Origin of the sequence: Pseudomonas sp. NPDC090755 (assembly GCF_044769005.1) — a bacterium.
Classification (GTDB): Bacteria; Pseudomonadota; Gammaproteobacteria; order Pseudomonadales; family Pseudomonadaceae; genus Aquipseudomonas.
In genome coordinates this window covers 157453-182827 of the sequence record NZ_JBIVXC010000004.1, presented here as the reverse complement: position 1 = coordinate 182827, position 25375 = coordinate 157453, and the positions used below count along the sequence as shown (strand labels likewise).

Sequence of the window (25375 nt, the reverse complement as noted above, 5' to 3'; positions counted from 1 at the left end):
GTTTATGGGCACGGCTTGGGGTGATATCGGTGATCTCGTTCTCTATTGTGTGGCAATGCAAGTCCTTGGGTTCTAAGGGTTCGGACTCTTTTTGCTTCAATTTCTTTCATTTCACCCTTGGTTATATTCGGGTGGCTGCTGATAATTTCCGCACGTGCATTCTCAAACGCAGTGTCTTTCCGCACGGCTCTTGCACTGGTATGGGCTCTTCTATTTGTTCCGTTAGCCATGACGTCTTCTGCTTTGCCAATGCCCGTCTTAGCGTGGCCGCCTACCGGATCTATCACGTCATATAGTACCCAGTCGCCTACAGCGCTGTGGCTATTTTTATTCCATCCCCAAGGATCGATCCAAGAAAGAGGGTTGGGCGAGTATACAAACAGATTGATACCGCCCAGTAACCCTATCGGGTCTGGTTGCGTAAATCGACCGATATTAGGATCATAAAACCTAAAGGTGTTGTAGTGCAGCCCCGTCTCGCGATCAAGATACTGCCCCTGATAGCGCAGATTTTGCTCACGAGCCTGGCGCTGGCTATGCCACTCGTCACGTGCCTTCCCCCAGCCCTGATAGTCACTGCGCCAGAGCGTATTGCCTTCAACGCCCGTCAACTGCTGGGGGAGCCCGGCCAGGTTGGTATGAAAATAGTGGATGTCTTCTTGACCGGGTTTGCCGTCTATCCGCGCCAGCGGTTCGTAGCTGTTGGGAGTGGTGTAGACATACAAACTGGCCAGACCACTCTGCACCTCCTGCAACAAGCGCAATCCCTGCCAGTGAAACAACACCCGGCGGCGCGGCTCCGGGTAGTCTTTCTGATACACCTCCTTACTGATCCGCCTGCCCAACGGGTCGTAAGCAAACACCACCCGCTCGCGTTCACCACTGCGGTACTGCTCCACGCACACCAGCCGATGCTCGGCGTCATACTCGAAGTATTGCACCCAGTTACTGCCGATGCGCTTCTCGCACAGGCGCCCGAAGCGGTCATAACGGTAGCGCTTGTCCTGATAGACCAGCACGCGGTTGTGCTTGATCAGGCCATCGAGCTTGGGCCCGTCGAACAGGTTGCCGGCCTTGTCGTACTTGAAGTCTTCGACTTGCGTGGCCTGCCAGTTGGGGCGTGATTGCTGAGTGGTTTGCAGTTGTTCGTTGGGGTCGTAGCCGTAGCGATTGCTCCCCGTGTAGCTCCTGCCGGTGTGGGGCAGGTCATGGAAGCGGCCGATGATCTGTTCGAGGTGGGCGCTGTCCTCATTGGCGGCGTTGGACATTCCTCGACGCTGGGTCTGGGTCAGCACCTCGGCGATCAGGTTGTCGACGGCGTCGTAGCGGTAGGCTTTCTCCAGCAGCGGCAGTACTCCGGTAGGAGCATCGCGGTAGTGAATGGCCTTGCTGCCCAGGCGGCCGTTCTGGTCGTAGCGCGTGCGGGTGACCAGCTTGCCTTGGGTGCGCAGCACTTCATCGTGCAGCGCGTCGCGCTCGAAATCGCTGATGACCCGGCCGTTCAAGTTGATCTGGTGCAGGTGCCCGCTGCCGTAGTACAGGTGGTTGAGTTCGCGCTGATCGGGGAGGGTCAGGGTCTGCAGGTTGCCCAGTTCGTCGTAGCGATACTGCAGCAGGCCGGCACTGTTGGTTTCGCTGAGCAGTTGTCCGTTGGCGTCATAGCTGTAATCAAGTTGCTGTTCCTTGCCCTGGTTGTCCGTGAAGGTAATGGCCAGCAGGTTGTCGGCGGCGTCGTAGCGGTAGTCGGTGGTGCCATCCTCGGTCTGCTTGCACACGAGGCGGCCAACGGCATCGCGTTCAAAGTCATGGCGGATTGCGGTGGTGCGTGTCGGTGGGGCGTGTTCGGACAGGGGTGGTTGTTCGTCTGGAGAGGGCACATGGGCGACGCGGGTGACCGCATCCAGCACGTTGTACTCGTAAACTCGACCACTGCCATCCAGATCCTGCTGCGCAATCAGCCGGTCGAGCTTGTCCCAACCGAAGCGGTAGGCTTCGTCATTCTCATTGATGAGTTGCAGCAGTCGACCATAGGCGTCGTAGCGGAACTTCACGCTGTAACCCATGGCATCGATGCGCTCAATCAAACGACCGCTCCGGTCGTAGCGAAACTGCAGGGCCTTTTCTGCCGGGTCGATGTAGCGCGTCAGTTGCCCGGCGACATCGACCTCGTAGCGGTCGATGCGACCATCGGGGCGCTCGCTTTCAACCAGGTAGCCGCGCGCGTCATAGCGCCAGTGGGTGTGCTCACCACGGGCATTGACGCTTTCGCGCAGGCGACCGTGCGCATCGTAGTGGTACAGGGTCTGGGCATTGCTGCAGTCGCGGAAGCTGAGCAATTGACCTTGGGTGTTCCAGCTGAGGTATTTGTTTTTCTCCAAGGCATCGGTGACGCAGGTAACCCTGCCTTCCGGGTTGTATTGGTACTGGGTCCTGCGCCCCAGCGGGTCTTGTTGCCAGAGCAGGTTGCCATGGCGGTCGTAGCCATAGCGCTGCACGCGCCCGGCGCCGTCGGTGACTTGCACCGGCAACGCCCAGTGGCGCAGGTACTGGATCTGTTCGCTGCGGCCCAGAGGATCGCGGGTTTCGATCAGGCGGCCGATAGCGTCATAGCTGTAGCGCCACTCACCACCTTGTGGGTCGACGCGTTTGATCAACTGGCCGGCGATGATTTCCGCTTGCCAGCAGTTGCCCAGCGGGTCGATGTGTTTGTACACCTCGTACAGCGGGCCCCAGTAGTAGTGGTTCTGGCGACCGAGGTTATCGGTGACGAGGGTTTCGCCGCCTTCCAGGTCGTACTCGAACCGGTACTCTTCACCGTCGCTGCCCCAGTGGCGGATCACCCGCCATTCGTGGTCGGGTTGCGGTTCCAGCAGGGGCGGCAGGCGGTAAGGCGTGCCGTCGCCGCGTTTGGGCATGGGACGTTGTGTGGGCATGGCGAAACGGGCCCATTGGTACTGGCGCACAGCACCGCTGGCCAGTCGATGACTGTTGAGGTAACCCTCGGCGGTGTAGGTAAAGCGACGGACCCGCTGACCGGTCGCGTCCAGTACTTCATGCAACTGTCCGCTGTCGGTGTAGCGGTAGCTGACCAGCAGCTCGTTGCGCGCGATATCGGGTACATCGCCGTTCTTCAGGAATACCCGCGAGACCGTGCTGACACGGTTTGGGTGGCGGGTGTCATAGTGAAGCAGGACAACCGTCTGGCCGTACTTGTCATAGAGGGCCTGCAGCCGACCTTGCTCGTCGTACAGTAGGTCAAGGACATTGAGGTTGCGATCGCCGAGCCGGACCAGCCGTGAACGCTGTGGGTTGACGGGGTCGGTATCAAAGACCTGGTAACGGCCTTCATGAAGGTCTTCGACGACAGTCTGGCCGTCCTCCAGTTGAAAGAAGGCCAGGCCATCCATGGCACTGACGAAAGCATCACCGGGACTGAGACGCCCCAGTTCCAGGCGGTTGCCTTCTTCGTCGATGTAGATCCACAGCTCACCGCCTTGCGGGTGGGGAACACGCTCGATCTCCACCTCATACGGGACACTCCAGCCCTTGCCGAACAGACCGCCGGTACGCAGGTCCTTGCTGTCGTAGCGTCGCGCCCAGTTAATCCCCAGCAGGCCTGGAAGATTGAAGTCGGTGTCCTCCGGGCCGTCTTGCAGCTTGCTTCCCGTGGCGACCGCAACCGGGTTGCCCACCGTGCAGCTTTTGTTGCGCCCAAATCGACGGGCGATGAGGATCCCCGCAATGATCCCCGTGAACATCGCAATCTTGCTCTTGCCATTGCGAATATCCCGCACAGTCACCGTCCCGCCGCCAATACGCACATTGGGCGAGACGTTCTCATTCACGTCGATCGTGGCGTCGCAGGTGGTCTTGTCGCCCGAGCGGGCGGCGGGCTGGCCATTGATGAGCACCTTGTCCGAGCCCTGGGCGATATGGTTGTCAGGCAGGGGCGGGTGACGGCTGCAGCTGATCTTGTCGTCGTCTTTGGGTTCTGAACCCGGGGCCGCCGGCGTGGTAACCGGTGGGTTGAAGATATCGCGTATCGCCATGCCCAGCCCCAGGACCGGGACCAGGTAGGGCGCAGCGGCCATGGCCATGGAACCAATGTTCTCGAGGATGGAAGGCTCGGCTTGCTCGGCGTCGGCCGCTCCTCCTCCGGGTGGGCCACTGACGCCGGCCGCGCGCGCGGCAGGCTTGTCGTTGATGAACACATTGCCTGACCCGCTCTCGATTTTTCCGTACGGCTCGGGTGCGGCCACACTGTTGCCCAGACTGTCGCAAAAGCTGGAAATGGCACCGCCGATCGTCTGGTCTTCGCCGACGGAAAGGGTGCTCATGGCCCCCACTGCCACGCCCGCGACCGCAGCGATGGCGAAGCCCGCGGCACCACCGGTGAAGGCGGTACCGACAACCGCCAGGCCGACGGCGGCGGTAACGGCGGCCGTGGCTGCGGCATAGATCACCGCTTCGGCAACCGCGCTGATCATTTCGGCGGCGAGCGATGGATGAAGAATTGCATCGCCCTCCCGGGCGGCATGGACAAGTTGTGCCATGGGCAAAAGCTCCTTGCGGATTGAAGACTCGGTCCTGAAACAGGGCGGTGGTTCAGGCAAATCGGAGCTTGTGTTTGATCGTGCGCCAATGGCGGATGTCGTCGTTCAACGGCTTGTTGCGCAGCATGTTCAACTGCTCATCAATACCAAGATTGCGAAATTCCATGTAATGGTTGCCCCCACTAAAGAAGAGCTGACATCCTTGTCGTTGAATTTAGAAGTATTTGTTTGCGGTACCGAGCACGCATGGCTCGGCGCGCAGCAACTGATCTTCATCGTCTCGATGAATGTTGTACTGAGCGACTTCGGCGAGAACATCCACGCCGTTACGTCAATAGTGGATATCTAGTTATGCCCTGGCACTGATGGGCTGTGTGGTTGTTCGAAGTTACTTGAGTGCACGTAACTTCCTGCTTCGATATACAAGATGTTTAGCGCAAGGCCGTGCGTTGCGGGAAGTGTCTGTAGGATCATTCTTACTATTTTTATTTTGTTGGGGGATAAAACTTACTATTAGTTATAGGGCCCTGAAACCATGCCTCCGGAAACTCATCCCGTCGAGCATGTAAATGTAAGTTAATGTTGAGTCTGATCCAGGAGACTGGGCCCAGGGCCATGGAGGCGTCGTTCAGCGGGTTGGCAAACAGGGCCCCGGTCCCATGATGTTCCAGCTGCCGGCATGGCTTTGCACCGCGCGGCTGGCCAGGCCTCGAGGTTCTTTTTTCCATGCTGAAACGAGCCTTTCAAATCTGCAATGAGGGCATGTCGCTAACGGCCTTGTCGAAGTCGAAAAATAGGCCCAACGCTTTGATAGCAAAGGACTAAATGCAATAGGTCAAAAGCTGGCTCAACTCTTGCTCAACGGCAGGAAGACCATTCCCTTGAGAGTTCGAGGCCACGATGTCCATCTTTTCCATTCCACAACCCGCTGCCGGGCACGCCTGGCGATCACCAGCCGAAGGTCTTGCTCAATGAACACTGAACACTTGAGGCGACGTCGTTGCTATTTGGTGCGCCATGGCCATGTCGATTATTTCGATGGCCAGGGCCGGCCGCTGGACCCGCGTTCGGTGAGTTTGTCCCGGCGCGGCGTCGAACAGGCGACGGCGCTTGGCCAGGTGCTGCAAGGCACCCGTTTTGACCGGGTGCTGGTATCCGACTATCCACGTGCGCAGCAAACCCTCGATCTACTGCTGGCGGGCCGTGAGCGAGCGGTTCAGGTGATGGCGCAACTGCGCGAGATACGTGCCGGCCGCCTGCGCGAAATCCCGCCGTTGTCCCTGCGTGAAACGGTGGTCGACGCCTATCGCAAGGCATCCGCGCCCGAGGCGAGCTTCCTTGGGGGCGAGCGCTGGAGCGACTTCAGCGAGCGGGTACTGGCGGCGATGGATGAACTGGCAAGGGACGACAGTTGGGAGACGGCGCTTATCGTCAGCCACGATGCCGTCAACCGCGTGGTCCTCGCCTGGGCCACCGGCATCGGCCTGCCGGGGATCAGCGCCTTCGAGCAGGACCCGGCCTGTCTCAACGTCCTCGATATCGATACCCGGAACGGCCGGTTGCAGGACGGCTTTATCCGCACACTCAACTTCACCCCCTACAACCCCGACAAGGCCGGCATCCACGCCACCGTGATGGAGGGCTTGTACCGGGCAATCCAGCCACACGGGCCGGCGGCCTGACCCTGCGAGACTACACGGAGCTCAAGCTGTTGACGGTGGTCACGCCTGCGCGGGGTTGTCGTGCGGGCAGGTGACGCCGCGTCGATCGCCGCGTCACCTGGAACGTCAAACGGTCAACACCACTTTGCCAATGTGCTGGCCGGATTCCATCAGCGCATGGGCCTGTGCGGCGTCCTTCAGTTCGAAGGTCTTGAAGATCAGCGGCTTGACCGCGCCGCTGCGCACATGGGGCCACACCTTCGCTTCCAGCTCGGCGATGATCCCGGCCTTGTCGTCGGCACTGCGCGAGCGCAGGGTCGACCCGATGTGGGTCAGGCGCTTGACCAGCATGGGAAACAGGTCGACCTGGGTGGCCGGCCCCTTGATCACGCCGATCTGCACGATCCTGCCGTTCATGGCCGCCGCCTGGAAGTTACGCGCCACATAGTCACCGGCGATGATGTCGACGATCACGTCGACACCGAGGTTGTCGGTGCCGGCCATCACCTGTTCGACGAAATCCGCGTCGTTGTAGTTGATGGCAACGTCGGCGCCCAGGGCCAGGCTCGCCGCCTGCTGCTGTGCGTTGGCCACGGTGGTGAAGATCTTCGATGCACCGAGGGCCTTGGCCAGCTGGGTCGCGGTGGTGCCGATGCCGGAGGCGCCGCCATGGATCAGCACCGACTCGCCCGCCTTGAACCCGCCGCGCTGGAACAGGTTGACCCAGACGGTCATGAAGGTCTCCGGCAATGCTGCCGCCTCGATCATCGACAGGCCATCGGGCAGGTGAATGGTGGTGCGTTCGTCCGCCACCGCGTATTCGGCGTAACCACCGCCCGGCACCAGGGCAATCACCGGATCGCCCAGGGCGAAGCGCTGCACTTCTGCGCCAAGGCCGACGACCACGCCTGCGAGCTCAAGGCCGGGAATGTCCGAGGCACCGGCAGGCGGGTCGTACAGGCCCTTGCGCTGGAGCAGGTCCGGGCCGTTGACGCCGGCGGCGTGAACCCGGATCAGTACTTCGCGTGGACCGGGACCCGGGAGAGGGCGTTGGCTCGGCTGCAATACGTCCGGGCCGCCCGGCCCGGTGATTTCAATGGCCGTCATGTGTGCGGCTTGATTTGTGCGGGTGATGCTCATGAGATAATCCTGGAAATGAGTGAGTACCAGCACGACTGGCTGGCTTGCACAAAAGGGTACGCACGCTTGGCGGCACGGTCGTGCGGCGATTTTGCGAAGCACTGTTGCAACGATTCTTCACGGGAAAACACAGATGAACTGGGATGATGCACGGGTGCTGCTGGCGCTCGGCCGGGAGTTGACATTGCGGCGCGCGGCACGGCTGCTGCGGGTGGACCAGGCCACGGTGGGGCGGCGCATCAGCGCCATGGAGGCGGACCTTGGGTCGACCTTGTTCCTGCGCACGCCAAGCGGTTACCAGCTGACCGGTGTCGGTGAAATGGCCTTCGAAATGGCCGAGAAAATGGAACAGGCAGCCTTGGAGCTGACCCGGCGTACCCGCGGGGCAGACAATGAGATGGCCGGTGAAGTGCGCATCTCCACGACCGACTCACTGGCCTACGACTTCGTGATCCCTGCGTTGAAGACGCTGCATCTGCAACACCCCGATATCAGCATCGTTCTGGGCAGCACCTCCGAGATCGTCAACCTGTCCCGGCGCGAAACCGACATCGCCATCCGCAACCAGCGCCCCGACAATCCGGACCTGATCCTGCGCAAACTGGCGGACTGGCCCATGGGGCTGTTCGCCGCCACCGAGTACCTGCAACGGCATGGCCAGCCTGAAGCGGGCAACGGCTTCGCCGGCCATGACCTGGTCATGTACGAACCCTATTGGCGCGATCGGCCGAACCCGACGCTGGTGGACGAGCCGATCGACCAGGCGCGGGTGGTGGTCGCGGTCAATTCCAGCATGATGGTGCGCCGTTCCATCGCCCAGGGCTTGGGTATCGGCGAGATACCGGTGGACATGGGGCTGCGCGACGGCCTTGAGCGTATCTGGCCTTCGCGGGTAAGAAGCAAACCCTATGAAGTGTGGATGGTTACCCACCGGGACCTGCGCCATACCGCACGGTTGCGGCTGGTGATCGAGCACCTGGCGACGTCGTTCCAGCGCCCGCTGTAACCCGGGCCTGCCGAGCGTGCGCAAGACTTCCGCCGGAAAAACCCGGATAATGGCGCCCATTTCGTTTTACTCGCTGGTGCTCCCGCATGGAAATCAAGGTCAACTTTCTCGATAACCTTCGACTTGAAGCCAAGTTCGACGACTTCACGGTTATCGCCGATCAGCCCATCCGCTACAAAGGGGATGGCTCGGCCCCCGGTCCGTTCGACTACTTCCTGGCGTCCTCGGCCTTGTGCGCGGCGTACTTCGTCAAGCTCTACTGCGAAACCCGCAACATTCCCACCGATAACATCCGCCTGTCGCAGAACAACATCGTCGACCCGGAGAACCGCTACAACCAGATCTTCAAGATCCAGGTCGAGTTGCCCGCCGATATTTCCGAGAAGGACCGCCAGGGTATCCTGCGTTCCATCGACCGCTGCACCGTGAAGAAAGTGGTGCAGACCGGCCCCGAGTTCATCATCGAAGAGGTGGAGAACCTCGACGCCGACGCCCAGGCGCTGCTGATGCTCGATAGCGACAGCAACGCCAGCACCTACATCGTCGGCAAGGACCTGCCGCTGGAGCAGACCATCGCCAACATGTCCGGCATCCTCGCAGGCCTTGGCATGAAGATCGAGATCGCCTCCTGGCGCAACATCGTGCCCAACGTCTGGTCGCTGCACCTGCGCGATGCCCAGTCGCCGATGTGCTTCACCAACGGCAAGGGTTCGACCAAGGAGAGTGCCCTGGCTTCGGCGCTGGGCGAGTTCATCGAGCGGCTGAACTGCAACTTCTTCTACAACGACCAGTTCTGGGGCGAGGAAATCGCCAACGCGCCGTTCGTGCATTACCCCGATGAGCGCTGGTTCCAGCCAGGCCGCAAGGATGCCCTGCCCAAGGAGATCCTCGACCCGTACTGCCTTGAGATCTACAACCCCGACGGCGAACTGTGCGGCTCGCACCTGTACGACACCAACTCCGGCAACATCGAGCGCGGCATCTGCTCGCTGCCCTACGTTCGCCAGTCCGACGGCGAGGTGGTGTACTTCCCCTCCAACCTGGTCGAAAACCTGTTCCTGAGCAACGGCATGAGCGCCGGCAACACCCTGGCCGAAGCCCAGGTGCAGTGCCTGTCGGAAATCTTCGAGCGCGCGGTCAAGCGCGAGATCCTCGAAGGTGAACTGGCATTGCCCGATGTGCCGCAGGCCGTGCTGGAGAAATACCCGTCCATCCTCGCCGGTATCCAGGGGCTCGAAGCCCAGGGTTTCCCGGTGCTGGTCAAGGATGCCTCGCTGGGTGGCGAATTCCCGGTGATGTGCGTGACCCTGATGAACCCGCGCACCGGCGGTGTGTTCGCCTCGTTCGGCGCCCACCCAAGCTTTGAAGTGGCGCTGGAGCGCAGCCTCACCGAACTGCTCCAGGGCCGCAGTTTCGAAGGCCTCAACGACCTGCCGCCGCCGACCTTCGACAGCCATGCGCTGACCGAGCCGAACAACTTCGTCGAGCACTTCATCGACTCCAGCGGCGTGGTGTCGTGGCGCTTCTTCAGTGCCAGGTCCGATTTCGAGTTCGTCGAGTGGGACTTCGCAGGCAACGGCGAAGACTCCAACGCCGATGAAGCCGCGACCCTGTTCGGCATCCTCGAAGGCCTGGGCAAGGAAGCGTACATGGCCGTGTACGAGCACCTGGGGGCCAAGGCCTGCCGCATCCTGGTGCCGGGCTATTCGGAAATCTACCCGGTGGAAGACCTGATCTGGGACAACACCAACAAGGCGCTGTTCTTCCGTGAAGACATCCTCAACCTGCACAGCCTGGACGACGACAGCCTGCAAGCGCTGGTCGAGCGCCTGGAAGAAAGCGAGCTGGATGACTACACCGACATCACCACCCTGATCGGCATCGAGTTCGACGACAACACCGCCTGGGGCCAGTTGACCATCCTCGAACTCAAGCTGCTGATCCACCTCGCCCTGCAGAATCACGACCCGGCCAAGGAACTGGTGGAGACCTTCCTGCAGTTCAACGACAACACCGTCGAGCGCGGCTTGTTCTACCAGGCCGTGAACGTGGTGCTGGAAGTGGCGATGGACGATGAGCTGGCACTGGAAGACTTTGAGGCCAACTTCCGCCGGATGTTCGGCAACGAGCGGATGGACGCCGTGCTGGGCTCGGTGGACGGCAGCGTGCGCTTCCATGGCCTGACGCCGACCAGCATGAAGCTCGAAGGGCTGGACCGTCACCTGCGCCTGATCGACAGCTACAAGAAGCTGCATGCCGCGCGGGCCAAGGTCGCGAACCTGACCATCTGACACTGCTGCTGCAGGGGTTCATGCTTGAAAGGTCTCAAGTCTGTCTAATTATGACTTGGACGGTCTTGGTAGGGGCGGCATAGGATTGCCGCCACTGGAGTTCACAACCGACTCCCCCTACCAGGACCACACCGATGAACCTCAAATCCGTTATCGCCCATCCACTGGGCTTCGGTACCGCACCGCTGGGCAACATGTTCCGCAACGTGCCCGACGTCGAAGTACAAGCCACCGTCGATGCCGCCTGGAACAATGGCGTGCGCTACTTCGACACCGCGCCGTTCTACGGTGCCGGCCTCTCCGAATCACGCCTGGGCAATGCCCTGGCCGGTCGCCCTCGCGACGAATACGTGCTCAGCTCCAAGGTCGGCCGGATCATCCTCGATGAGCTGGAAGATCCCACCCGCCGTGAACTGGGTGATAAGAGCGGCCTGTTCGAGCACGGCAACCGCAACCGCATCGTCAACGACTACAGCGCCGACGCCACCCTGCGTTCCATCGAGGACAGCCTGCGCCGCCTGAGGACCGACCGCCTGGACATCGTCTGGATCCACGACATCGCCCAGGACTTCTACGCTGACCAGTGGCTGGAGCGTTTCGAGACCGCACGTAAAGGCGCTTTCCGCGTGCTGACCCGCCTGCGTGAGGAGGGCGTGATCAAGGCCTGGGGCCTGGGTGTGAACCGTGTCGAGCCGATCGAGCTGACCCTGGACCTGGACGAACCACAACCCGACGGCTTCCTGCTTGCCGGACGTTACTCACTGCTGGATCACAATCGCGCCTTGCAACGGGTCATGCCGCAAGCGCTGGAGCAGGGCGTCGGCATCGTCGTCGGTGGCCCGTACAGTTCAGGCGTTACGGCCGGTGGCGAGCACTTCGAATACCAGAAGGCCAGCCAACCGGTGCTGGAGAAGCTCGAACGCATTCGTGCGATTGCTCGTGCCCACGGTGTTGATGTCAAGGCGGCGGCCCTGCAGTTCGCCCTGGCTCACCCGGCCGTGGTTGCGGCGATCCCGGGTTCCACCCACCCGCTGCACGCCAACGAAGACCATGCAGCCCTGGGCGCCGTCATCCCTGCCGGGTTCTGGAACGACCTGCGTGAACAAGGGCTGATCAACCCCCTGGCACCCGTGCCGACTGTTTGAACCTGAGCGTTGCAGGGCTGCACGCGGCCCTGTCCTAACCGAATCATTGGGGTAGCACCCCGGGAGAAACACCATGGCTACAGCACATGCCAGCATTGACCTTCACATCGACGCCGACCGTGTCTGGCAACTGATCGGCGGGTTCGACGCGCTGCCCGACTGGCTGCCGTTCGTGCCGCACAGCGCCCTGAGCGAAGGCGGTCGCGTGCGCACGCTCAAGAACATCGATGGCGACACCATCATCGAACGCCTGCTGGAATTCAGCGAAGCCGGGCGCAGCTACAGCTACACCATCCTCCAGGGCCCGGCGCCGGTGCGCGACTACCTGTCGACCCTGCGTGTGGTGCCGGCAGGCGAGGGCGCCCGGGTGGAATGGTCCGGCTCATTCGAACCGCTGGGTATCAGCGATGCCGAAGCGACCGCACTGTTCACCGGCATCTACCAGGATGGCCTGGCGGCGCTCAAGCAAACGCTGGAAGGTTGATGGATCAATCGGGGTCGCCAGGCGGCCCCATCACTTCACCGATTTACTCCTCATTCGAGCGTCTGGTGCCTATGATCCCTTCCCTGGACAGTATTTTCTCCCGCCTGCGTCTGCGCCAGCTGCGTCTGCTGATCGAGCTGGACCGCTGCGGTTCGTTGCACAAGGCCGCCGAGGCCATGGCCATCTCCCAGCCCGGCGCGACCAAGGCGTTGCGCGAGGTTGAGGAAATCCTCGGCGTGCCGTTGTTCGTGCGCCACCCCAGCGGCCTGGTGGCCAACGAAGCCGGACGTTGCGTGGTGCGTTATGCGCGGTTGATCCACAGCGACCTGGGCCACTTGCGCGACGAGGTGCTGGGGATCGTGCAAGGGCAGGGCGGGCGCCTGGCGGTGGGCAGTATCATGGGGGCCATGCCGATGCTGGTAGGCGCGTTGGGGCGGTTGCGGTGCAAGCAGCCGCAGTTGGCGGTGGAAATCGCCGAGAACACCAGCGCCAACCTGCTGGCGCAACTGGATGAAGGGCGCCTGGACCTGGCGATCTGCCGTCCGGGGCTTGGGCGCAACGCGGCCGATTATGTGTTCCTGGAGCTGGCCCAGGAGCCGCTGGCGGTGGTGGCTCATCCACAGCATCCGCTGGCTGGGGCGCAGACGTTGGCGGTGGGCGACCTGAGCCAATTCCGATGGCTCGTCTACCCGGCCAACATGCCCATGCGCCAGGCACTGGAGCGTGAGCTGAGCGAGGCGGGGGTGGAACTACCGCGGTATCCGCTGGAAACCTCGTCCACCTTCGCCACCTTCATGCTGTTGGAAGCCGACCCCACGCTGGTAGCGGTGATGCCCAGCGCCGTGGCGGCATTTGCCGAGCAACGCGGTTTGCTGGTGTCTCTGGCGGTGCGGTTGCGCGCATTGAACGCGCCGTTCGGGGTGGTGCACCGGGCGGCTGCGCCGTTGTCCCATGCCGCGCAGTTGCTGGTGGATGAGCTGGTCGCGCCGTAATCCCCAAAACGCCAGTTGTTATCCCTTGTAGCCGCTGCCGAGGAACGAGGCTGCGATCGACTGCCTGTAGGAGCGGGCTTGCCCCGCGATGTGTGGCAGCGTTCAATCGCGGGGCAAGTCGAGTCGTCGCACCGCCGCTCCCACCGATCGCAGCCTGGCGGCAGCGGCTACAGGGGGCGGTGGTGTCGGTGTAGCCGCTGCCGAGGAACGAGGCTGCGATCGACTGCGCAGCAGTCGCAATCCGGTTGCCACGGAGGGGCAGATATTCGGCGGGGACTACATTGCCATGGAGCCAGGGCCGTTACGCCCTCAGAACTGCCGCTCGCGATAGTCGATCAGGCTCGAGAACAGGGCAATCAGCAACGCCGCGACGACAAAGAAGATCAAGGCGAAGAAGTACTCGCCGGTGAACTGCACGATCAGGCCGATGACGATCGGCACCAGCACCCCCGCCATGTTGCCGCAGAAGTTCATGGTCCCGCCCAGCACACCGGTGCGCGAGGGGCCGCCGATGATCGCCGGCAGGCACCAGTACATACCGCACCAGCGGATGAAGAACATTGCCACGCACAGCAGGGTGATCACCGGGCCCGTGCTGCTGACGAAGGCGGCGGCGAGGATGCACGCCGCGGCGAGCAGTGCCGAGCCACTGAACATCGAGCGCATCACGAGGTTCGGCGAGGCGCCGCTGGCGCGCCATTTGTCGCCGATCCAGCCGCCGACCAGCTCGCCGATGAACCCGCACATGAAGATCAGGAAGGTCGCCCCGCCCATGGCCTTGATATCCAGGCCGTGGGCCTTGTGCAGGTAGCTGGGCATCCAGGTCAGCAAGCCGTAGAACACCGCGAGGATGCAACTGTAGCCCGCGAACATGGCGAAGATCGAGCGGTCCTTGAGCAGCACCCGCAGGGGGATGCTGGCCCGGGCGGCAGCGGCGTGGGCGCTGGCATTGCCTTCGGTGATGTGCCGCAGTTCGGCCTCGTTGACGCCCGGGTGTTCGCCGGGGTGGTTGCGGATGTACCTCCAGGCCAGGATACCGGCCAGGATGGTGCCGACCCCGGCAACCACGAAGGCCATGCGCCAGGAGCCGAGCCAGGCGATCAGCCCGGAAATCAGGATCGCCCCCAGGGCACTGCCCAGGGGGGCGCCACCGTCCACCAGCACGGCGCCACGCCCGCGTTCGTTGGGGGTGAGCCAGGCGCCGTTGAGCTTGGCACCGGCGGGCATGATCGGTGATTCGGCCACCCCCAGGCCGATGCGCGTGAGCAGCAGCACCAGCCAGTTGTGCGAGGCGGCGCCAAGGGCCTGGAAGGCGCCCCAGGCGATGGTCGCGGCACCGATGATGCCGCGGGTGTGGAAGCGGTCCAGCAACAGGCCGCCGGGAATCTGCATCAGCGCATACGACCAGAAGAACGCACTGAGCATCAGCCCCTCCATGGCCGGCGTGAGGTTGAACTCCGGTGCGATCATCGGCAGGGCCACCGACAGCGAGGCGCGATCAATGTAGTTAATCGCGGTGAGCAGCAACAGGATCAGGAAGATGCGCCAGCGCACCGTGGTCATGGGGGCATTGGTGTCCAGCGCCAGGGCAGCCGGGGAGGAGGTGGTCTTCATCGCAGTGCTCGTTGTTGTGATTATCGGAAGGCCCATCGGCCCAAGCCTGTCAGGGCCGTGTGCGCTGCGATTGTTGGAGCCCCCGGTGGGCTGCGGGTAATGAAAAGAGCTGATCCGCAGATAACGGCGGCTTATCGATAATCCAGGGTTATCCCCGGATCAGCTCTTTTCATTATCCGGCGCCCGTCCTCCCCCCTAGATTGCCCAGGCACGGCCCGTCGCCACTCACGGCGGGTTCAACAAGAACAACACGGCTTCAGGTGCCTGAGGATCTTCCATGAGCAACTTCCAGTTTCATTTCCCTACCTTTGTCCAGTGCGGTGAAGGCCTGGCCAACCAGGCCGGCGCACTGCTCAAGCCCCATGTACGGGGTGCGCTGCTGGTGGTCACCGATCAGGGGCTGATCGACGCCGGCATCCTGGGCGGCTTCTTTGCCTCCCTGGAGCAGGCCGGTATCGACTATCAACTGTTCTCGGCGGTGGAGGCCAACCCTGGCACCGACGTCCTGGACGCAGCCGTGCGTCTGTTGCGCGAGCATGATTGCCAGGCGGTGATCGGTGTCGGCGGCGGCAGCAGCATCGACACCGCCAAGGGCGTGGCGGCGATGGCCACCAACCCGGGCAGCATTCTCGATTACGAAGGCTACGACCGGCTGGTCAACCCGCCGTTGCCGATCTTCGCCTTGCCGACCACCGCCGGCACCGGCAGCGAATGCACCGCCTCAACGGTGTTCACCAACAAGCAGACCCTGTTCAAGACGGTGATCATCAGCCCACAGCTGTTCCCGCGCCTGGCGATTCTCGACCCGGCGCTGACCCTCAAGTTGCCGCCCGCGATCACCGCCGCCACCGGCATGGACGCGCTGACCCACGCCATCGAGTCCTATGTGTCGCGCCAGGCCAACCCGATCAGCCAGGCCATGGCACTGCAGGCGATCCGCATGATCGCCGGCAACCTTGAGGCGTGCTATTTCGTCGGCGACGACATGGCCGCCCGCGAGCAGATGCTACTGGGTTCGTTCCTGGCCGGGGTGGCCTTCTCCCAGTCCAAGCTGGGCAACGTGCACGCGATCTCCCACACCTTCGGCGGCGTGTTCAACATCCCCCATGGCATCGCCAACGCCGCGCTGCTGCCCTATGTCATCCAGTTCAACCTGCCGGCCTGCCCGGAGCGCTTTCGTGAGATCGCCATCGCCCTGGGCGCCGATGTCACGGGCTTGAGTGTGGAGCAGGCCGCAGCCTGCACGGTGGCGCGGGTGGTGGCGCTGAACCGAGCCATGGGCATTCCCGGCACCATCCGTGAACTGGGCGTGGACCTTGAGTACCTGGCGCAGATGGTCAGCGACTCCATGCGCAGCGGTAACGTACGGGTCAACCCGCGCCTGACCACGGCCCGCGATGTCGAGCGGCTGATCACCGACGCCTACCACGGCAACCTCTGAACCCCGTCAACCACTGCGTGCCCGATTGCGGGCACGCCTGTCCAGGAAGCACTGTCCATGTTCTATGAAATGCGTACCTACACCCTGCACATTGGCAAGATGAAGGAATACCTGCAGCACTTTGAAAAAGAAGGCCTGCCGGTGATCTCGCGCTACGCCTCCCTGGTGGGCTGGTGGTACACCGAGATCGGCGAGCTCAACCAGGTGGTGCATATCTGGGCCTACGATAGCCTGGAGGAGCGCATCCAGCGCCGCGCCACCCTCTATGAAGACCGCGACTGGCTGGAACGCTTCATTCCCAAGGCCTTCCCCATGCTGGTGCGCATGGAGTCCAAGCTGCTGATGCCGGCGGCGTTCTCGCCGATCAAATGATCAGCTATCTCCTTGTCGCGGGGCCGCTGCAGGCGAGTACCCTGATGACTCATTCAACATGGAGCCGATCATGGATCTAGGTATCAACGGCCGCTGGGCCATTGTCTGCGCCGCCAGCCAGGGGTTGGGCAAGGGCTGTGCCGAGGCCCTGGCAGGCGAGGGCGTCAACCTGGTGATCAATGCACGCACCGTCACCACCCTGGAGCAGACGGCGGCCGAGCTGCGTAGCCGCTTCCCGGCAATCGAAGTGCGCACGGTCGCGGGCGATGTGGCTGGGCCCGGGGTTCGCCAGGCCCTGCTTGGCGCCTGCCCGCAGGTCGACATCCTGGTCAACAATGCCGGCGGCCCACCGCCTGGAGACTTTCGTGACTGGGGCCGGGAAGACTGGCTCAAGGCGCTGGACGCCAACATGCTCACCCCCATCGAACTGATCAAGGCGGTGGTGGACGGCATGGCCGAGCGCGGCTTTGGCCGGGTGGTGAACATCACCTCCGCTGCAGTGAAGGCGCCGATCGACATCCTGGGGCTATCCAATGGCGCGCGCAGTGGCCTGACCGGTTTCATCGCCGGGCTTGCCCGCCAGCAGCGCCTGGCCGGGCGCAACGTGACGCTGAACAACCTGCTGCCAGGCGCTTTCGACACCGCACGGCTGCAGAAAACCCTACAGGCCGCAAGTCAGGCCGGCGGTGACCTGCAGGCGACCACCCAGGCACGCCGCCAGGCGATTCCGGCGGCGCGGTTCGGCAAGGCCGAGGAGTTCGGGGCGTATTGTGCGTTCCTGTGCAGTGCCTATGGCGGTTACATCACCGGGCAGAACCTGCTGATCGATGGCGGGGCCTATCCGGGGACCTTCTAAGGGAGGCCCCGGCCGTGTAGCCGCTGCCGCCATGCGATCGGTGGGAGCGGCTACGGGGGTGGGTCGGGCTTGCCCCGCGAGGGGGTCAGATCGCCAGGCTGTCGACCACCCCGCCATCGACCCGCAACGCCGCACCCGTGGTGGCCGAGGAGTAGGGCGAGGCAAGGTACACCACCAGGTGGGCGACTTCGTCGACCTCGGCGACGCGCTGGATGATCGAACTCGGGCGGGCCGTGCGCACGAAGTGGTCGGCCTCTTCGCGGATGCTGCGACCGGCAGCCTTGGCGGCGTCGGCCACCATGGCGGCGACGCCATCGGTCAGGGTCGGCCCGGGCAGTACCGCGTTGACGGTGACGCCAGTGCCTGCCAGGCGCTTGGCCAGGCCGTGGGAGACGGCGAGGTTGGCACTCTTGGTCACACCGTAGTTGATCATGTCGCCAGGGATGGCGATGCCCGATTCAGAGGAAATGAACAGGATCCGCCCCCAGCCTTTGTCCACCATCCCCGGGGCGTAGTGGCGCGCCAGGCGCACGCCGGACAGCACATTGGTTTCGTAGAAACGGCTCCACTCGCTGTCGTCGACCTCGAAGAAGTCGACATTGTCGTAGATGCCCAGGTTGTTGACCAGGATGTCGGCCTTGGGGTGGGCGGCAAACAGGGTGTCGGCCCCGGCGGCAGTGGCAAGGTCAGCGACCACGCCGTGCACCTGGCCACGCCCACCCTGGGCGCGCAGCTCGGCCAGGGCGGCGTCCACCGATTTCTGGTTGCGGCCGGCGATGACCACGTCGGCATGGGCGCGGGCCAGGCCGCGGGCGATGGCCAGACCGATACCGCCGGTCGAGCCGCTGATGATGGCGGTACGTGCGCCGAGGTCGATGTTCATGGAAAGGCTCCTGTGGGTGAGGTGCATCGATGGGAGCCATGCTAGTGAGGCGGTCTCAGACTGTAAAAGACGGAATTCGACTGAGTTCAGTCCTTCGGGGTCTTTTCGGCCAGCGCCAGCACTTGCTCGCGGAACACCCCCACGATCGGTCGCAGGTCGACCTGATGCCAGGCCGCCCATAGCCGCACGCAGGGCCTGAACCAGTCTAGCTGGCGCAGCACCACTGTGGGACCGGCACTGGCCGACAGGCTGCTCTGCACCATGGCAAGGCCGAGGCCTGCGGACACCAGCCCCAGCACGCTCAACGGGTCGGTCGCCTCCAGCGACAGGCGTGGGGTGAAGCCGGCATCGGCGCAGCGGGCGATGAAATCATCGCGTTTGTTGATCTGGTCGGGCTGGCCGCCGGTGATGATCCACTCCTGCTCATGCAGGTCCGCAGGGGTGAGTTGGGCCCGACTCGCCAGCGGGTGCTCGGCGGGGATGGCCAGCAGCATGGGGTCGTCCAGCACCGGGTGGGCCCGCAGGTCGGGGTCGTTGGCGGGCACCGGTTCACAGACCAGGGCGATGTCCAGGCTGCGCTGGCGCAGGCCTTCGAACTGCTCGCCGGGGGTCATGTTGTAGAGGGCGATATGGATCTGCGCACGTTCGCTGCGGATCGCCCGTACCGCACCGGGCAGCACGCCGGCATGGATGGCGTGGTTGACGTAGCCGATGCACAGGCCGCCTTCCTCGCCACGGCCCAGTCGCCTGCCCAGCGACTCCAGGCGCTCGGCGTGCTTGAGCAGGCCACGGGCCTCGGACAGGAAGGTGCGCCCGTCGGCGGTCAGGAACAATCGCTGGTTGCGTCGCTCGAACAGGGCCAGGCCGAGGTTGTCCTCGAGCTGAGCGATCTGCCGGCTCAGCGGGGACTGGGAAATATGTAGCTGCTCGGCCGCGCGGCCGACGTTCTCACATTCGGCGACGGCGACAAAGTAGCGCAACTGACGTAGATCTTGCATGGGACCTCCAGGGGACTGCCCGATGTTTTACCCGGGCGGTTTCCACTTGGCTAGGCTCTGTTTTCAACGCAGCATGGACGAGCTCGGATGCATTTCATACAGAGCATGGTCTGATCAGGCGGTCTCGCCCAGTGCCTTGGCATTGGCCTTGTCGCGCCCACCAAGCCACACCAGCAACAGTCCGCCCGCTGCCAGCAGGCCGCCGGCGACCGGTATGGCGCCATAGCCAAGGTCCAGGCTGATGACTGCGCCACCCAGCGCCGCGCCCACCGCGTTGCCGAGGTTGAACGCGCCGACGTTGATCGAGGAGGCAAGGCCCGGGGCCTCGGCGGCGGCGATCATCACGCGCATCTGCAGCGGTGGTACCACGGCGAAGGTGAACACGCCCCACACCAGCAAGGCCAGGGCGGCACCGAAGTGGCTGCCCAGCACCAGCGGCATCAGCACCATGATCACGGCCAGGACGCCGAGGAACAGCCGTGCCGAGCCGTCCAGCGACCAGTCGGCCAGGCGACCGCCCAGGCTGTTGCCGATCGTGAAGCCTACGCCGATCAGCACCAGGCCCAGGGTGACGAAACTGTCCGAGGCGCCGGTCAGTTCGGCCAGCACCGGGGCGACGTAGGTGTACAGGGTGAACATGGCGCCGGCGCCGAGCACGGTGGTGGCCATTGCCAGCAGCACGTTCGGCCGGGCGATCACGGCCAGTTCGCGACGTACATCGGGCACGCTGCCACGCTCGCCCTTGGGCAGGGCATACCACAGCGCGGCCATGGCCAGGATACCGAGCAGCGCGGTGCCGGCGAACGCCAGGCGCCAGCCGACCTGCTGGCCGATCCAGGTGGCGGCCGGTACGCCGCCGATATTGGCGATGGTCAGGCCCATGAACATGGCAGCGATGGCGCTGGCCTGTTTCTCACGGGGCACCACACTGGCCGCCACCACCGCACCCAGGCCGAAGAAGGCGCCGTGGTTGAGGCTGGTGACCAGGCGTGAAGCGAGCAGGGTGGCGTAGCCGGGCGACAGGGCCGAGAGCAGGTTGCCCAGGGTGAAGATGGCCATCAGCGCGATCAGCGCACCACGCTTGCCGAAGCGGCTGAACAGCAAGGTCATGATCGGTGCGCCGAGCATCACGCCGACGGCATAGGCCGTCACCAGCATCCCGGCGCTGGGGATGCTGACACCGACGCCTTCGGCGATCACCGGCAGTAGGCCCATGGGGGCGAATTCGGTGGTGCCGATGCCGAAGGCGCCGATGGCCAGGGCGAACAGGACGTGTCCGGGTTTCATTACAGGGGCTCCAGGGAGGCGGATTCGGTCAGTGGGCCTTCCATGCGCTGGAAGGCCAGGTGCGTGCAGTATCTGCACCTTGTGGCGGTGGATTAAGTCACGGCCGCGCCAATGACCTTTGACTGGAAGTCACGAATGACCAAGATCAGTGAATAGCCACCGGGTTGATGTTGACCTGGGTCGAGCCCTTGTACAGCGGCTGGCCCAGCACGAAGAGGAACTCGAAGGCCTTGTCCCGCACCAGCGCACGGGTGTCGATCAACTCCAGGTTGTAGATGCCGCGCTTGGCCAGCATGAACTGGTTGACCGGAAACGCTTCGCCCGTGGGGTTGGGGTACACCTCCGAGGCCCAGGTGTCACCGCCGAAGGCGACGATGCCCTGGTCCGCCAACCATTGGGCGGCCGGCAGGTCGATACCGGGCTCGGTGGCGAGGAACTGCTGGTTGTCCTTGCCGATCAGCTCCAGCCAGCCGCTGTTGAACAGCACCACATCGCCCTTGCGCAGGGTGATGCCTTGTCGCTTGAGCACGGCCTTGACGTCGTCCACGGTAAACGACGTGCCGCCGGGCACGATGGCCTTGCCGTAGTAGGCGGTCATGTCCAGCACCACGCCGCGGGTCACCATCGGCGGCACCTTCTCCACACCGAGCTTGCTCACGCCTTCGACAGTGACGAAGTCGGCCGCTTTGTTGCCGTTGTAGTAGACGTTGTCGATACCGATGTGGCCGATGCCATTGAGCTGGGTGCCGACGCCGGTCCAGCCGTTGACCAGTTCATCGTTGAAGCTGAATTTGTTCTTGCCCAGGGTCTGGCCGGCCTGTTCGCCGGGCTGGATGTTGTAGAGGTGGAAGCTGCGATGGCGAAAGGCGGGCAGGTCCTTGCTCACGGGGACGGCTAGGGGGTAGGTCTTGCCGGTTTTCACCAGGCCGACGGCCTGCTTGACCACCTCGGGGGTGAGCAGGTTGGCGGCGCCGATCTCGTCGTGCTTGCCGTAGGGCGAGTTCTGCCAGTCGGCCGCCAGGGCGGCCTGGGTGGTGGTGGCCAGGGCAGTGGCGAGCAGCAGGGGTTTCAAGAAGGTCATCCGGGTTGTCCTGAACGGGAAGTGAGGTCAGGCGCGAATTCTGGGTGCAGGAGGAGGGCGGAAAAAGCGCTGTCGGGGACAATGACTTTTGCGCGCAGAGCACGAGAAGTGGTCTGGCCCGAGTGCAGAAACTGGATGGGCTGGCCATGCCATTGCTGCGCTTTAATCAACTGCCAAGCGTGCTCAAGCCACTTGGCGTCGGTGCCGCAACGGATACACCCGGGGCAGGTGTCGACAGCGTTCAACTTCCGTTTCTACCGTCATTAAGGATTGCGTATGACAGCTGTAAACCAGGTTCTATCGGTTCGCCCCGTAGCGCAAAAGGACTTCGAACAGTGGTGCGCCTATTGGGCTCAGTACCAGGCGTTCTACCAGGTGGAGCTAGGCATGGAAACGACCAGGATGACCTGGGCGCGTTTCTTCGACGACGCCGAGCCTGTGCACTGTGCGGTCGCTTGGGACGGCGAACGGATCTACGGCTTCGTGAACTTCGTGTTTCACCGCTCGACCTGGGGACGCAATGATTTCTGCTACCTGGAGGATCTCTACGTAGACCCGAGCGTACGCGGGCAGATGATCGGCAAGAAGCTGATCGAGTATGTGCAGGGGCAGGCGCAGGAAAAAAACTGTGACCGGCTCTACTGGCACACCCAGGAGACCAACCAGATCGCCCAGCGGCTATACGACTGGATTGCCGAAAAGCCTGGCGTCATCGAATACAGAATGGCGCTGGATGCAACGGCGTAGGCGCAGGCTCAATCGCCCCCGGGCCGGTCACAAGGGCGATTCAGCCGCCGGGCAGCGTGGCGCTCAGCTCAGTTGGGCAATCAACACCGCATTGGAATAGATCAGGCTGCCGTCACTGGCGCGATGACCGACCAGATGGAACTGGCCGCGCTGGTCATCGCTCAGGTAAACCCGTAGACGGCAGTCGGCCAGTGGGCCGTATCCCTGCGGCATGACCAGGTTCATCGCGTCCATATCGACATCAACCATCTCTTCACGCGCGTGGCTCTGCTGCAGGCGCTCTTCGGCTTGCTCCAGAGCCGTGTGGACAGCGCCTTCGATGTCGAAGTGTATGTCGCCCACCGGGGTGGATTTCTGCTCGCCGCTGCCTTTGCACCAGCCTTCGATCGTCAGGGTACTCATGGCGACTCCTCATGATGTAGACCGTTTTTGATCACTGCTGAACGTGTTGACCGCAGGGGCGGTTGGATCGTTCCTGATTTCTGGCGCAGGCATGGGTCAGCTTGGCTGCTGTGCAGTGTCGCGGTGCCTGGGCAATGCAATCGAGATCAGTGCGCCAGCCAGTACAAAAATGCTGGAGACCCACAAGCAGGCCTGCAGGCCATGGGACTGGAACACCCAGCCCGATAGCAGCGTGCCGAGCAGCCGTCCCAGCGCGTTGGACATGTAGTAGAAGCCCACATCCAGTGATACCCCATCCTCCTTGGCATAGCTGACGATCAGGTAGCTGTGCAGCGATGAGTTCACGGCGAACAGCACGCCAAACAGCATCAGCCCACCGAGCAGTACCACGTGGGGCGACCCGCCGGCAGTCAGGCCCAGCGCGATCAGGGCTGGCAGTCCGGCCAGGGCGATGGCCCAGGTGAAGGCCGCTCGGCCGTCCGGGACATGGCCACGCTGCTTGCCGGTGAGGGTGGGGGCAAACGACTGGACGATGCCATAGCCGATGATCCAGGCGGCAAGAAAACCACCGACCCGCCAGAAGTCCCAGCCAAGGACACTGCTCAGGTACACCGGCAGCGCTACGACGAACCAGACGTCGCGGGCGCCGAAGAGAAACAGTCGGGCGGCCGAAAGGATATTGATCGCCCGGCTCTTGGACAGCATGTCGCGAAATTTCGGTTTGGCCTTGGCCTTGCCCAGGTCCTTTTTCAGCAGCAGCAAGCTGCCCACCCAGATCAATGCCAGCACCGACGCCATGGCCAGCACGGCCATGCTGAAGCCGAGCAGCGCGAGCAGCGCACCGCCGAGGAAAAAACCCACCCCTTTGAGCGCGTTTTTCGAGCCTGTGAGGATGGCCACCCACGTGTAGAGGGTGCCTTGCTGATTATTCGGTACCAGGAGCTTGATGGCGCTCTTGGCGCTCATCTTGTTCAGGTCCTTGGCGATGCCGGACAACGCCTGGGCGGCCATCACCCAGGGCACCGTCAACCAGGCTACCGGCACCGTGAGCATCAGCAAGGCCAGCACTTGCAGGCCCAGGCCGATGTTCATGGTGCGATTGAGCCCCAGGCGGGCGCCGAGGTAGCCGCCCACCAGGTTGGTGATTACACCGAACACTTCGTAGAACAGGAACAGCGCGGCGATCTGCAGCGGCGTGTAGCCCAGTGTGTGGAAATGCAAGACCACCAACATGCGCAATGCACCGTCGGTGAGGGTGAAGGCCCAGTAGTTGCCGGTCACCAGCAGATACTGACGCACTTGCGCGGGCAGGGCAGACAACGCCTTCATGATCGCCGTCTACTCCGCCGTACCGACCAGTCGGGCCAGTTCCGCCGCACGGTTGGCGTAGCCCCACTCGTTGTCGTACCAGGCATAGAGCTTCACCTGGGTACCGTTGACCACCAGGGTCGACAGCGCATCGATGATCGAAGACCGTGGATCGGTGCGGTAGTCGATGGACACCAGTGGGCGCGCTTCATAGCCCAGGATGTTCTTCAAAGGACCTTCGGCAGCCGCCTTGAGCAGCGCGTTTACCTCTTCAGCCGTGGTCTCACGCTCCACTTCGAACACGCAGTCGGTCAGCGAGGCGTTGGCCAGCGGTACGCGCACGGCGTGCCCATTGAGCTTGCCGCGCAGCGCGGGGAAGATCTCGGCGATCGCGGTGGCCGAACCGGTGGTGGTCGGAATCAGGCTCATGCCCGAGGCACGGGCGCGGCGCAGATCCTTGTGCGGGGTGTCGAGAATGCTCTGGGTATTGGTCAGGTCGTGGATGGTGGTGATCGAGCCGTGGCGGATGCCCAGGTTCTCGTGAATCACCTTGACCACCGGCGCCAGGCAGTTGGTGGTGCAGGAAGCGGCGGTGACGATGCGATGCCGGGCCGGGTCGAACAGGTGCTGGTTGACGCCCATCACCACGTTCAGCGCACCCGCTTCCTTCACCGGCGCACAGACCACCACGCGTTTGACGCCCTGGTCCAGGTAGGCCTGGAGCACGGCAACCGATTTCATCTTGCCGCTGGCCTCGATGACCAGGTCGCAGCCCGACCAGTCGCTGTCGGCGATGGTCTTGTTGGCCGTGACCTTGATGCGCTTGCCATCGATCACCACCGAGTCGCCGTCTGCACCTGCTTCACGGTGCCAGCGTCCGTGGACCGAGTCGAAGTTGATCAGGTGGGCGTGGGTTTCGGCGTCGCCGGCCGGGTCATTGATCTGCACGAATTCGAATTCCGGCCAGTCCCAGGACGCGCGCAGCGCCAGGCGACCGATACGTCCAAACCCATTGATGCCTACTTTGATTGCCATGTGCTTGTTCTCAGGTCGCGGTTCGCGAGCGGTCAGAAGGTGTTGGTAAAGTGATTGATCTCGGGAGCAGCTTGTGCAG

21 protein-coding genes are annotated in these 25375 nt (G+C 63.2%); 11 read left to right on the top strand and 10 right to left on the bottom strand.

What is annotated here, in order from left to right; translation table 11 throughout:
* Nucleotides 1-2: 2 nt before the first annotated feature.
* Nucleotides 3-4553, bottom strand: coding sequence for an RHS repeat-associated core domain-containing protein (locus ACIQUS_RS09170; RefSeq protein ID WP_403045780.1), 4551 nt, complete (start codon nt 4551-4553; stop codon nt 3-5).
* Between ACIQUS_RS09170 and ACIQUS_RS09165 the strand changes: the two genes are divergently transcribed.
* Together ACIQUS_RS09165 and ACIQUS_RS09160 are read left to right on the top strand one after the other, a co-directional pair.
* The gene (locus tag ACIQUS_RS09165) at nt 4552-4902 is read left to right on the top strand and encodes a hypothetical protein (RefSeq protein ID WP_403045778.1); all 351 of its coding nucleotides are present in this window, start codon (nt 4552-4554) and stop codon (nt 4900-4902) included. The genes ACIQUS_RS09170 and ACIQUS_RS09165 overlap by 2 nt on opposite strands.
* Nucleotides 4903-5524: 622 nt before the next feature.
* A complete protein-coding gene (locus ACIQUS_RS09160; RefSeq protein ID WP_403045776.1) occupies nt 5525-6235 on the top strand; it encodes a histidine phosphatase family protein in 711 nt (236 codons plus the stop codon).
* Nucleotides 6236-6340: 105 nt separating this feature from the next.
* Here the strand turns inward: ACIQUS_RS09160 and ACIQUS_RS09155 are convergent, their stop codons facing one another.
* On the bottom strand, nt 6341-7321 hold the full coding sequence (locus ACIQUS_RS09155) for an NAD(P)H-quinone oxidoreductase (RefSeq protein ID WP_403046113.1): 981 nt from the start codon (nt 7319-7321) through the stop codon (nt 6341-6343).
* 166 nt (nt 7322-7487) lie between these two features.
* Between ACIQUS_RS09155 and ACIQUS_RS09150 the strand changes: the two genes are divergently transcribed.
* The 5 genes from ACIQUS_RS09150 (at nt 7488) to ACIQUS_RS09130 (ending at nt 13272) form a co-directional block, all read left to right on the top strand.
* Nucleotides 7488-8360, top strand: coding sequence for a LysR family transcriptional regulator (locus ACIQUS_RS09150; protein ID WP_403045774.1), 873 nt, complete (start codon nt 7488-7490; stop codon nt 8358-8360).
* A gap of 86 nt (nt 8361-8446) precedes the next feature.
* Nucleotides 8447-10651 carry an OsmC domain/YcaO domain-containing protein gene (locus tag ACIQUS_RS09145; RefSeq protein WP_403045771.1) on the top strand — a complete coding sequence of 735 codons (2205 nt, stop codon included), beginning with the start codon at nt 8447-8449 and terminating at the stop codon, nt 10649-10651.
* 134 nt (nt 10652-10785) lie between these two features.
* On the top strand, nt 10786-11796 hold the full coding sequence (locus ACIQUS_RS09140) for an aldo/keto reductase (RefSeq protein ID WP_403045766.1): 1011 nt from the start codon (nt 10786-10788) through the stop codon (nt 11794-11796).
* 73 nt (nt 11797-11869) lie between these two features.
* Nucleotides 11870-12280: an SRPBCC family protein gene (locus ACIQUS_RS09135; protein WP_403045764.1), complete on the top strand. Its 411-nt coding sequence runs from the start codon at nt 11870-11872 to the stop codon at nt 12278-12280.
* A gap of 71 nt (nt 12281-12351) precedes the next feature.
* Nucleotides 12352-13272, top strand: coding sequence for a LysR family transcriptional regulator (locus ACIQUS_RS09130; protein WP_403046110.1), 921 nt, complete (start codon nt 12352-12354; stop codon nt 13270-13272).
* A 309-nt stretch (nt 13273-13581) separates the two neighbouring features.
* Here ACIQUS_RS09130 and ACIQUS_RS09125 read toward each other — a convergent pair whose 3' ends face one another.
* Nucleotides 13582-14886, bottom strand: a complete 1305-nt coding sequence (locus ACIQUS_RS09125) for an MFS transporter (RefSeq protein ID WP_403045762.1) — start codon at nt 14884-14886, stop codon at nt 13582-13584.
* Nucleotides 14887-15163: 277 nt separating this feature from the next.
* On the opposite strand from ACIQUS_RS09125, the gene ACIQUS_RS09120 reads away from it, so the two are divergent.
* The 3 genes from ACIQUS_RS09120 (at nt 15164) to ACIQUS_RS09110 (ending at nt 17555) form a co-directional block, all read left to right on the top strand.
* On the top strand, nt 15164-16327 hold the full coding sequence (locus ACIQUS_RS09120) for an iron-containing alcohol dehydrogenase (RefSeq protein ID WP_403045759.1): 1164 nt from the start codon (nt 15164-15166) through the stop codon (nt 16325-16327).
* 57 nt (nt 16328-16384) lie between these two features.
* On the top strand, nt 16385-16699 hold the full coding sequence (locus ACIQUS_RS09115; protein ID WP_403045756.1) for an NIPSNAP family protein: 315 nt from the start codon (nt 16385-16387) through the stop codon (nt 16697-16699).
* A 70-nt stretch (nt 16700-16769) separates the two neighbouring features.
* Nucleotides 16770-17555 (top strand): SDR family oxidoreductase, encoded by a 786-nt coding sequence (locus ACIQUS_RS09110; protein WP_403045754.1) that lies wholly within the window; start codon nt 16770-16772, stop codon nt 17553-17555.
* 85 nt (nt 17556-17640) lie between these two features.
* On the opposite strand, the gene ACIQUS_RS09105 is transcribed toward ACIQUS_RS09110, so the two are convergent.
* The 4 genes from ACIQUS_RS09105 to ACIQUS_RS09090 all read right to left on the bottom strand — a co-directional run bounded on the left by ACIQUS_RS09105 (nt 17641) and on the right by ACIQUS_RS09090 (nt 21804).
* Nucleotides 17641-18438 carry an SDR family NAD(P)-dependent oxidoreductase gene (locus ACIQUS_RS09105; RefSeq protein WP_403045751.1) on the bottom strand — a complete coding sequence of 266 codons (798 nt, stop codon included), beginning with the start codon at nt 18436-18438 and terminating at the stop codon, nt 17641-17643.
* An 86-nt stretch (nt 18439-18524) separates the two neighbouring features.
* Nucleotides 18525-19436 (bottom strand): LysR family transcriptional regulator, encoded by a 912-nt coding sequence (locus ACIQUS_RS09100; RefSeq protein WP_403045748.1) that lies wholly within the window; start codon nt 19434-19436, stop codon nt 18525-18527.
* A 114-nt stretch (nt 19437-19550) separates the two neighbouring features.
* On the bottom strand, nt 19551-20723 hold the full coding sequence (locus ACIQUS_RS09095) for an MFS transporter (RefSeq protein ID WP_403045745.1): 1173 nt from the start codon (nt 20721-20723) through the stop codon (nt 19551-19553).
* Between the two features lie 145 nt (nt 20724-20868).
* Nucleotides 20869-21804 (bottom strand): cyclase family protein, encoded by a 936-nt coding sequence (locus ACIQUS_RS09090; protein WP_403045743.1) that lies wholly within the window; start codon nt 21802-21804, stop codon nt 20869-20871.
* 276 nt (nt 21805-22080) lie between these two features.
* Here ACIQUS_RS09090 and ACIQUS_RS09085 point away from each other — a divergent pair, with 276 nt between their 5' ends.
* Nucleotides 22081-22551 carry a GNAT family N-acetyltransferase gene (locus ACIQUS_RS09085; protein WP_403045740.1) on the top strand — a complete coding sequence of 157 codons (471 nt, stop codon included), beginning with the start codon at nt 22081-22083 and terminating at the stop codon, nt 22549-22551.
* 63 nt (nt 22552-22614) lie between these two features.
* On the opposite strand, the gene ACIQUS_RS09080 is transcribed toward ACIQUS_RS09085, so the two are convergent.
* From ACIQUS_RS09080 to ACIQUS_RS09070, 3 genes are all read right to left on the bottom strand, one after another.
* Nucleotides 22615-22953 (bottom strand): hypothetical protein, encoded by a 339-nt coding sequence (locus ACIQUS_RS09080; protein WP_403045737.1) that lies wholly within the window; start codon nt 22951-22953, stop codon nt 22615-22617.
* Nucleotides 22954-23049: 96 nt separating this feature from the next.
* Entirely contained in the window at nt 23050-24282 is a 1233-nt protein-coding gene (arsJ, locus tag ACIQUS_RS09075; protein ID WP_403045734.1) for an organoarsenical effux MFS transporter ArsJ, read from the bottom strand.
* Nucleotides 24283-24291: 9 nt separating this feature from the next.
* The gene (locus ACIQUS_RS09070; RefSeq protein WP_403045731.1) at nt 24292-25296 is read right to left on the bottom strand and encodes an ArsJ-associated glyceraldehyde-3-phosphate dehydrogenase; all 1005 of its coding nucleotides are present in this window, start codon (nt 25294-25296) and stop codon (nt 24292-24294) included.
* Between the last annotated feature and the right edge of the window lie 79 nt (nt 25297-25375).